The sequence below is a fragment of the Amycolatopsis sp. NPDC059021 genome, from assembly GCF_042739895.1.
In the GTDB taxonomy this organism is placed as follows: Bacteria; Actinomycetota; Actinomycetes; order Mycobacteriales; family Pseudonocardiaceae; genus Amycolatopsis.
This window is the reverse complement of the sequence record NZ_JBHYIQ010000069.1, coordinates 13,090-21,759: the sequence shown is the minus strand read 5'-3', so window position 1 is coordinate 21,759 and position 8,670 is coordinate 13,090. Positions and strand designations below refer to the sequence as shown.

Below are 8,670 nucleotides of genomic sequence, written 5' to 3'. Positions count from 1 at the left end.
CCCCCCACACCCCCCCCCCCCCCCCACCCCCGAGATCGGACCTTGTCTGGTGGGCTGGGTTTTGTTTATAAGACACAGTATTGTGGCACTCAAGCGCCTGTGTGTGGAACTCGACCGCTTGAGTGTGGGACTCGCCAACGCACGGCGAGTCCCACACCCACGGGCCCGAGTTCCACGTTCGCGGGCCCGAGTTCGACGTTCAGGGGCGGCCGGTGAGTTTGGTCCAGGGGACGTGCACCGTGACGCGTTCCCGTAGCTGTTCGTTGATCAGCCACAGTTCCCCGGTCTTGGGCCAGTACGAAAGGTTCTGGCTGTTGACCGGCGCCTGACCGCTCAGCCGGGACATCGATTCGCCGCCGACGCCGCCGTGCAGGCAGGACGGCAGGTCCACGGGTTTGCCCGCGTTTTCGGGACAGACGCCGGTGAGCACGAAGTAGCCGTTGCGCGACACCGCGCCCTGCACGCCCCACACCGGCGACGAGAAACCCTCCTTCGCGTGGACCAGGCCGTCGGAGCCGGTCACGAGTTTCCCGGTGGCGCGGTCGAACGGCCAGCGCACGACGCGGCCGCCCGATCCGGCCGCGTGTTCGGCCGAAACGAACGAAGAATCGCTGTGGTCCAGCGAAAGCGTCGACAGGCACGGGTTCGTCCCCGACGCCGTGGTGCAACCCTTGCCGTCGGCGTACCAATACGCGCCCACTTGCGGCAGGGCGTAGTCGTAGAACGCGGCGTGGTATTTACCGTCGCCGCCGAGGCCGACGTTGCCCGCGCTGTCGTCCACCTTCCAGAAGTGCGTCGTGTCGAAGACCCGGATCACGCCGCCGCTCGTCGCGACGTAGAGCAGGTTGCCCGACCAGATCATCCCGTGCCCATGTCCGGTCACGACCTGGAAATCGGTGCCGGAGGTGGGTTCCACGAGCAGTACGTGCCGGTAGCCGAGGCCCGAAGCGTCCACAAAGGACAGCCGGACCATGGCGTCCTCCCTGGCGTGCCAGGTCGCGGCGACGACGCGTTTGCCCGCCACCGTCCCAGTTTCCGGGTTCGCGTCGCCGGAACCGGTCACACCCTGCGGGACCCAGTCGTTGGTCTTCTCGTCGTTCGCGTCCTCCCAGCAGAATCCCGCCGGGTTCAGCGCCGCGGCGAGATGCGTGGGGTGACACAGCGGGCGGGCCTTGCGGTTCGCCGTGCTCAGGATCTCCGCCATGCCACGGGGTTTGAGCTGGGCTTGCTTTTCCAGCTCCGCGATCCGGGCACCGTAGTTCTCGAAGGTCTCTCCGGCGGTCAGCCGGAAGCCGTCGACGGTCGCCGCGTTCAGCCGGGGGAAGGCCGCCGCCGCGTTCGCGGCCGGGGTCACCACCGCCAGCAGCACCGCCGCCACCAGGCCGGTCAGAAGTCCACGTCTCATACCCGCCACGGTGCCCCGGCGGCGTACACGTTCGATACAACCGCTCAGGGCACGGCGAGCCCGCGCGAGCGCAGCGATTCCTCGATCCGCAGCCGTTCGAGGTCACGGTCGAGGCCCTCGGGCAGTTCCGCGAGCCGGTGCGGGACCTCGATCTGGCGGCAGGCCTGGTCGAGCAGGGTGTCGTACGCCTGCCGCGCGCCGATCCGCCGGGCCGCGGGCGTGCCGGGCGAGCACCGCGCCAGATCGCGGTGCACCCGGCGCAGGTCCGCCGCGAGCCGTTCGATCGGCGGCCCCGCCGGGACGGGCGGGCGGCGCCGGTCGCGCCACCACCGCAGCAGCCCTGGGACGCGCAGGGCGCACCAGAACAACGCCGAGGGGGCGACGGTGACCACGGCGTAGAGCACCAGAGGCCCGGCAACGCTGCCGGTCGCGGCGGGCATGAACACCATGGTAGCGCCGCGAAAGCGCCCCGGAACCCGGTTCCGCGCGGGTATATTCACCGGGTGCTGACGGACACCTACCGTTACCCGGACACCGGCGACCGCGTCACGGGGACCTTCATCAGCGGGCACGAGCCGTACCCGGGTTACTGGGCGCGCAGCGAGGAACGCGCGCTCGGCCGGCTCGGCGCCGAGCTGTCCGGTGTCCTCGGCCCGCGAAACGACGTGCGCGCGCTCGACGCGGGCTGTGGCGGCGGCAGGCTGCTCGGCTGGCTCTCCCGGTTCGCCGCCACCCTCACCGCGGCCGATCCCGACGCCGAGCGCCTCGCCGAGGCCCGCGCGCTCACCCCGCCACCGGACACGGCGCTGGACTTCGCCGTCGCCCCGGTCGTCGAACTGGACGGGGGTCCGTACGACCTCGTGCTGTGCAGTCACGTGATCCAGCACGTCCCGACCGGCGACGTGACCCCGCTGCTGCGCCGCCTGCACGAGCTGACCACCCCGGGCGCGGTCCTCGTGCTCGCCTACAGCCGCGCGCCGCTGGGCCGGGGCGGGTTCAGCCTGGACAGCGTCGATGACGCGGAGCCCGGCATCGTCCACTCGCGACGCGTCGGACGCGCCGAGTTCGACGAAGCGTTGCGTACCAAGAAAAACACCACGCTCCCGATCCGGCTGCTCGACCCCGCCGACGTCGACAGGGAAGCCGCCGCCGCGGGCTGGCGGACGGCCTGGGAGTGGACCTACCACGTGCTCGACGACCTCGGCCCGGCCGATCGGCACATCGACCGCGACGAGCTGGTCAACGCGTCCCCGCCGCTGCGCCGTCACCTCGGCCGCGACCAGCTCGCCGTGCTGCGGCGCACCGCCCGATGAGCCGCGGCCCGGCGCTGCTGCTGTCGTTCGCCTGGGCCGTCCCGCTGGAGAAGGACGAGGCCGCGCGGATCTTCGACGACGGCGCCTCCCGCGGCCTGCTCGCCCCGCTCTCCGGCGCGCTGCACGACGAATGGACCGCCGCCGAACGATTCCTCGCCACCTACAGCGAGGAGCCGGACCGCAGGCTGCTGTGCGCGCCGGGCGACGGCGAAGCGCTGTCCATCGCGGTCGGCCCGCACCCGCTCCCCTGCCGCACCGTGGTCACCTGGCATCCGGCCTACCACGCGATGACGTTCGTGTTCACCACCACCGTGCGGGCGCCGGAGCGCGACGCGCCCGCCGCCGACGTCGACCTCGCCATCGCGCTGCTGCAGAGCCTCCAGGGCCGGACCGCGCTGGGCGATCAGGGACTCTATGGCTGCTATCGCGGCGAGAAACAGCCCTCGCTGCTCGCCGCGGTGACCAAGGCGTTCGACGAACTCACCACCAGCTGCGAAACGGACGGCTTGCGGCGCAAGGGCTGGTGCGTCGAGCTGCGGGGCTACGACGGCCGTCCGCCCGCGCCGGTCGTCGCCGCCGATCCCCGGCCGTACTACGGGCTCGCCACGAGCGACGAGGGCTGGCGGTTCGTGCCCCGCGAGGTCGCGCGTGACGCGCTCGGGCCGTCGTGGGGCACCCGATCGTTCGTCGCCGCGTACGCGATGGCGACCGGGATCGTCTGCCTCAACAGCAAGGACGACGAGTACATCGATCACCAGCGGGAACTCGCGGTCCGCCGGTTCGGCGAACCGGAACCGTACTTCGGCATCGACAGCTCGGTCGCCGGCCTCGACCACGGGATGCTGTTCGTGCTGGAGCGGGTGCTGATCCGGATGGCGCTGGCCGACCAGTGGCTGCGCCGCGCGCAGCGCGCCCACGCCGAGGGCGGGGACCCGGCGAGCCGCACCCGCCTGCTGCGCGGCTCGCTCGACGACATCCTCGAAATGCTCAACTCGGTGCTGCCCGCGGAGGTCGACTCCCTGGAACGGCGGCTGGTGACCAGCATGGGCGTCGAACGGATCATCCGGCAGCTCGACCGGCAGGCACAGGCGATGGACGAGGAGACGCGGTACTCCTACGAGAACACCGTGAGCGCCCGCGTCACCCGGCTGACCAGGGTGACGGTCCTGCTGACCGTGGTCACGATCGTGCTCGGCGTGCTGCAGGTCCTCGTCTCGATGTGAGGCTCATCCCGAGTTGCGCCGCTTGCGCCCCCGTTCGGCGAACAGCAGCGCCGCGCCCGCCAGCGCCATGACGACGCTCGCCGCGATGTGCAGTTCCGGCGGCAGCAGGTGCAGTTGCACGAACCAGCTCCGCGAGGACGCGTCGGCGAGGCGGTTGATGAGCCCGCCGACGCCCTGGACGACGAGCAGGATCCCGAGCAGTTCGATCATCGGTTCACCCTTTCCGGTGTGGTTGCGGTGCGCTCGCCGAAGATCTCCTGCCAGAGCGGGCCGGTGGCGAACCAGATCGCGGTGAGGACGCCCAGCCTCGGCAGCCAGCCCCACAGCGGCGCGACCTGCTCCGGCGTCCCGATCACCAGGATCGCGGCGAGCAGCAGCACGGCCGCGATCGCGCTGGCCAGTACGCATTTGCCCCACTCACGCCATTCCTTGCGGGCCCGCTCCCGGCCCGCCGGCTTGGGCGGGGGCGGCGGGCCGCCGGCGAACCGGTGCGCGAAGCGGACGTCGGCCCAGCGGATCATGCCGGGCCCGAACACCACGCTGAAGCCGAGGTACACCGCGGCGAGGCCATGCACGAAGTTGGCCTTCGCCCCGCCCGCCAGGTCGACGACGGTCAGCACGAGCACGACGACGTCGATCACCGGCGTCATGGCCAGCAGCACGCCGCCGGTCCGCTTGAGCCGCAGTGGATAGCGCGCGACGAGCCCGGCCACGATGAACACCCAGAAGGCGATCTCGCCCGCGGCGATCACCGCGGCCATGGGGTTGTCCGCGAAGAATTTCCCGATGTCGTTCACCGCTCCAGCCTCACCCGCGCGCCCCGGTCCGCGCGTCGGCGGAGGGCACGAGATCGCCGTCATCAGTTCGTAGGACGCGGGCGCCGCGCGGATGTGCTGGGATGGTGGTGTGCCCCTGCGAGCCCTCCCCCGGTTACGGACCCTGCCGGTGTGGCAGCAGGACACCGTCATCGCACTGGGCACCTGGCTGATCGGCCTGCTGGTCTACGTCGCCGGGATCCACCAGCTGCTGGGCGGCGCCGACAGGAATCCCTTGTGGATCCGGCTGGCCGAGCTGACCGTCCTCTGTGGTCTGGAGCTCCTGCGCCGCTGGGTTCCCGGCGGGCTACTGCTCGCCTGCGGCGTACTCGCGGCGGACATCACGCTCGGGCCGTCGCTGCCGGTGCTCATCGTCTTCACCGACTTCCTGTACGCCGCCACGCTGTACGGCTCGCGGCGGACGAGCCGGGTCATGATCGGCATCGCGGTCGCGGCCACGGCCGCGGTGGTCGTCGCGGTGGCCGCGCTGTCGGCGCAGTGGCGGCAGGCGGTGCTCGCGGCGCTGGGCTGCCTGCCTTTCCTGATCACCCCGGTGTGGTGGGCGGCCAACGTCCGTCAGCAGCGCGACATCGCCGACACGGAGCGGGCGAACGGCGAGCAGCTGGCGAAGATCGCCGAACTGGACCGTCAGGCCGCGGTCGGGGCGGAGCGCGCGCGGATGGCGCGGGATCTGCACGACGTCGTCGCCGGGCACCTCTCGGCCATCGCGATCCAGTCCGAGGCCGTGCTGTCCAGCTCGGGCACCAACCCGGCGCTGGCCCGCGGTGTGCTGGAATCGGTGCGGGAGAACAGTGTCAGCGCGCTGGAGGAGATGCGGGCGATGATCGGCCTGCTGCGCTCGGCACAGGGCGACGCGGAGATGGAGACCACCGCGCCGCCGCGGCTGGCCGAACTGTCCAAACTGGTCGAATCGGCGCGGGCGAGCGGGCTGCGCGTCGAGGTACGCTCCACAATGGACGGACAAGGGCTGCCCGCCGCGGTCGATCTCACCGCGTACCGGATCGCGCAGGAGGCGCTGACCAACGCCGTCAAGCACGCGCCGGGCGGCCGGGTCGTCCTGGACATCCGGCGCGACGGCGACGTCCTGACCGTCGAGGTGAGCAACGGGCTGCGGCGAGGCGAACCCGCCGCCGACGGGGCCGGGCTGGGCCTGCTGAACATGCGCGAGCGCGCGGCGGCGGTCGGTGGCACGCTGAGCGCGGGGCCGTCCGGCACGGACTGGCTGGTGCGCGCCGAGTTACCGGTGGAGGGTTGAGTGACGGTCCGGGTTCTGGTGGCCGACGACCACGGGGCGATCCGGGCGGGGCTGATGCTCATGCTCGGCAACGATCCGGAGATCGAGGTCGTCGGCGAGGCGGCGGACGGCGCCGCCGCGGTGCGGCAGGCCAGGGCGCTGCGCCCCGACGTCGTGCTGATGGACGTGCGGATGCCGGGCACCGACGGCATCGCCGCCACCCGGCAGGTGATCGCCGAGAACCTGGGCGAGGTCCTCGTGCTCACCACTTTCGACCTCGACGAGTACGTGCACGCCGCGCTCCGCGCCGGGGCGGCGGGGTTCCTGCTCAAATCGGTCGAAGCGGCCCGGCTGATCGAGGCCGTCAAGCTCGTCGCCGCCGGGGAGGGCGTCCTGGCCCCGCAGGTGACCCGCAAGCTGATCGCGGCGTTCGCGGCGAACAGCCGGGAACCCGCGCCCGTGCCGAGCGGTCTCGACGAGCTGACCGACCGCGAACGCGAGGTGCTGGGCTGTCTCGGCGCCGGCCTCTCCAACGCCCAGATCGGCTCCCGCCTGCACATCGGCGAGACCACCGTCAAGACCCACGTCTCCCGCGTGCTGACCAAACTCGGCCTGCGCTCCCGCGTCCAGGCCGCCATCCTCGCCCAGGAAAACGGCGTCCCCGCCCCCTGATCACGCGAGATCTCCGCCTGATCACGCGAGTTCCGTCCCTGATCACGCGAGTTCCGCGCCGGATCACCCCGAACGGCCGATCTGCACGGGCCCGTGCGATCTTCTAACGTCGTCGCATGAGTGTGCGGCGGACTTTGGACGTGGACGAGGTTCTCGGCAGGCAGGACTCGGGCGAGCTGAAGCGGCGGTTGCGGGGCCGGGATCTGATCGGCTTCGGCGTCGGGATCATCATCGGGACCGGCATCTTCACCCTCGCCGGTGTCCAGGCCAAGACACACGCCGGCCCGTCGGTGACGTTGTCGTTCGTGCTCGGCGCGGTGGTCGCCGGGCTCGCGGCGCTGTGCTACGCCGAACTGGCCTCCAGCGTCCCGACCGCCGGGAGCGCCTACACCTACGCCTTCGCCACGCTCGGCGAGGTGTTCGCCTGGATCATCGGCTGGGATCTGCTGCTGGAGTTCGCGCTCGGCGCGGCCGTGGTGTCCCGTGGCTGGTCGGGGTACCTGGCGAACCTGCTGGGGCTGTCCCCCGAGCTGTTCGGCGAGAAGGCGACGGTGAACATCGGCGCGGTGCTGATCATCGCCGTGCTGACGGTGGTCGCGGTGATCGGCATCAAGCAGTCGGCCTGGCTGACGAACCTGCTCGTCGTGGTCAAGGTCGCGGTCTGCGTGCTGATCCTGGTGGTCGGCGTGTTCTTCGTGCGCTCGGCGAACCTCACCCCGTTCATCCCGCCGTCGGAACCCGCCGAGGCCGGGACGAGCGCGCTGCACCAGCCCGTGGTGCAGGCGGCGCTGGGGCTGAGCCCGTCGTTGTACGGCGTCGCCGGGATGCTCACCGCCGCCGCGGTGGTGTTCTTCGCCTACACCGGGTTCGAGGCGCTGGCGAACCTCGGCGAGGAAACCGTGAACCCGCGAAAGGATCTCCGGGTCGGCATCCTCGGCGCGCTCGGCGTCTGCGCGATCCTCTACATCGGGGTGTCGATCGTGCTCACCGGCATGGTGCCGTTCACCGACATCGACACCGGCGCGCCGCTGGCGGACGCGTTCGACCGCGTCGGCCAGCACTGGGTCGGCGCGCTGATCTCGCTCGGCGCGGTCACCGGGCTGACGTCGGTGATGATGGTCGAACTCGTCACCATCGGGCGGATCGGCTTCGCGATGGGCCGCGACGGGCTGCTGCCCCGCAAACTCGGCACGACACATCCGAAGTGGGGCACACCGCACCGGATGACGATCGGCGGCGCGGTGCTCATCGCGCTGCTGGCCGCGTTCGTGCCGATCTCGGAACTGGCCGACATGGTCAGCATCGGCGCGCTGTCCGCGATGATCATCGTCGCCGTCGCGGTGCCGGTCCTGCGCCGCCGCCGTCCCGAACTGCCGCGCCCGTTCACCGTGCCGTTCTCACCGGTGCTGCCGGTCGTGGCCGCGCTCGCCTGCTTCTACCTGATGCTGAACCTGGACGTGCTCACCTGGGTCCGGTTCGCGGTGTGGCTGGCGGCCGGCCTGCTCATCTACTTCACCTACGGCCGCAAGCACTCCCGGCTGAACTCGCCGCGCGACTGAACGGTCAGGAGTCCCAGAAGCGCGGGGTGAGGCGGGCGACGTCGACGGCGGCGCCCGCCACGAGCGCCTGGTCGGAGTCGGCGACGAGCAGCACGCCGGACGGGCCGCTCCGCAGCGCCGCGGTCACCCACTCCAGCGGCTGGTCGTGCACTCCGTTGTCACCCAAGGAAGGGTAAGTGTCCACAACGGACACCAGGGTCCCCTCGGCGCCGATCCGGATCCCGGCGAGCAGCACGAAGTGCCGGGCCGCCGGGCGCCAGCGCGCTGTCCACAGTGGAGGGACGCCGGTGTCGAGATAGTCGAGCAGTGCCCGTTCCGGGGTGTCGTCGGGGCGCCCCCGGCCCCCCCCCCCCCCGGCCCCGCGCCCCACCCCCCCCCGGCCCCCCCCCCGCCCCACCCCCCCCCACCGCCCGCGCCGGGCGCGCGAC

Annotated in this window: 10 protein-coding genes; 5 read left to right on the top strand and 5 right to left on the bottom strand. The window is 71.7% G+C overall.

The genetic code is table 11. The features are described from left to right. Positions 1-199 precede the first annotated feature (199 nt). Positions 200-1,405 carry a hypothetical protein gene (locus ACFWX1_RS32515; protein WP_378393582.1) on the bottom strand — a complete coding sequence of 402 codons (1,206 nt, stop codon included), beginning with the start codon at positions 1,403-1,405 and terminating at the stop codon, positions 200-202. Positions 1,406-1,449: 44 nt separating this feature from the next. Next, entirely contained in the window at positions 1,450-1,845 is a 396-nt protein-coding gene (locus ACFWX1_RS32510) for a hypothetical protein (RefSeq protein ID WP_378393581.1), read from the bottom strand. A gap of 63 nt (positions 1,846-1,908) precedes the next feature. Here ACFWX1_RS32510 and ACFWX1_RS32505 point away from each other — a divergent pair, with 63 nt between their 5' ends. Both ACFWX1_RS32505 and ACFWX1_RS32500 read left to right on the top strand, forming a co-directional pair. Next, positions 1,909-2,718, top strand: a complete 810-nt coding sequence (locus tag ACFWX1_RS32505) for a class I SAM-dependent methyltransferase (protein ID WP_378393580.1) — start codon at positions 1,909-1,911, stop codon at positions 2,716-2,718. Then, positions 2,715-3,941: a hypothetical protein gene (locus tag ACFWX1_RS32500; RefSeq protein WP_378393579.1), complete on the top strand. Its 1,227-nt coding sequence runs from the start codon at positions 2,715-2,717 to the stop codon at positions 3,939-3,941. Before ACFWX1_RS32505 ends, ACFWX1_RS32500 begins: the two co-directional genes overlap by 4 nt. A 3-nt stretch (positions 3,942-3,944) precedes the next feature. On the opposite strand, the gene ACFWX1_RS32495 is transcribed toward ACFWX1_RS32500, so the two are convergent. Further along, complete coding sequence (locus tag ACFWX1_RS32495) at positions 3,945-4,151, bottom strand: hypothetical protein (protein ID WP_378326985.1); 207 nt, start codon at positions 4,149-4,151, stop codon at positions 3,945-3,947. After that, entirely contained in the window at positions 4,148-4,738 is a 591-nt protein-coding gene (locus tag ACFWX1_RS32490) for a hypothetical protein (RefSeq protein ID WP_378393578.1), read from the bottom strand. Before ACFWX1_RS32490 ends, ACFWX1_RS32495 begins: the two co-directional genes overlap by 4 nt. A gap of 91 nt (positions 4,739-4,829) precedes the next feature. Between ACFWX1_RS32490 and ACFWX1_RS32485 the strand changes: the two genes are divergently transcribed. From ACFWX1_RS32485 to ACFWX1_RS32475, 3 genes are all read left to right on the top strand, one after another. Continuing rightward, a complete protein-coding gene (locus tag ACFWX1_RS32485) occupies positions 4,830-6,032 on the top strand; it encodes a sensor histidine kinase (protein ID WP_378393577.1) in 1,203 nt (400 codons plus the stop codon). Next, entirely contained in the window at positions 6,033-6,683 is a 651-nt protein-coding gene (locus ACFWX1_RS32480; RefSeq protein ID WP_378393576.1) for a response regulator, read from the top strand. 116 nt (positions 6,684-6,799) lie between these two features. Further along, a complete protein-coding gene (locus ACFWX1_RS32475; RefSeq protein WP_378393575.1) occupies positions 6,800-8,242 on the top strand; it encodes an amino acid permease in 1,443 nt (480 codons plus the stop codon). A 4-nt stretch (positions 8,243-8,246) separates the two neighbouring features. Here the strand turns inward: ACFWX1_RS32475 and ACFWX1_RS32470 are convergent, their stop codons facing one another. After that, entirely contained in the window at positions 8,247-8,612 is a 366-nt protein-coding gene (locus ACFWX1_RS32470) for a DUF6885 family protein (protein ID WP_378393574.1), read from the bottom strand. Positions 8,613-8,670: the final 58 nt, after the last annotated feature.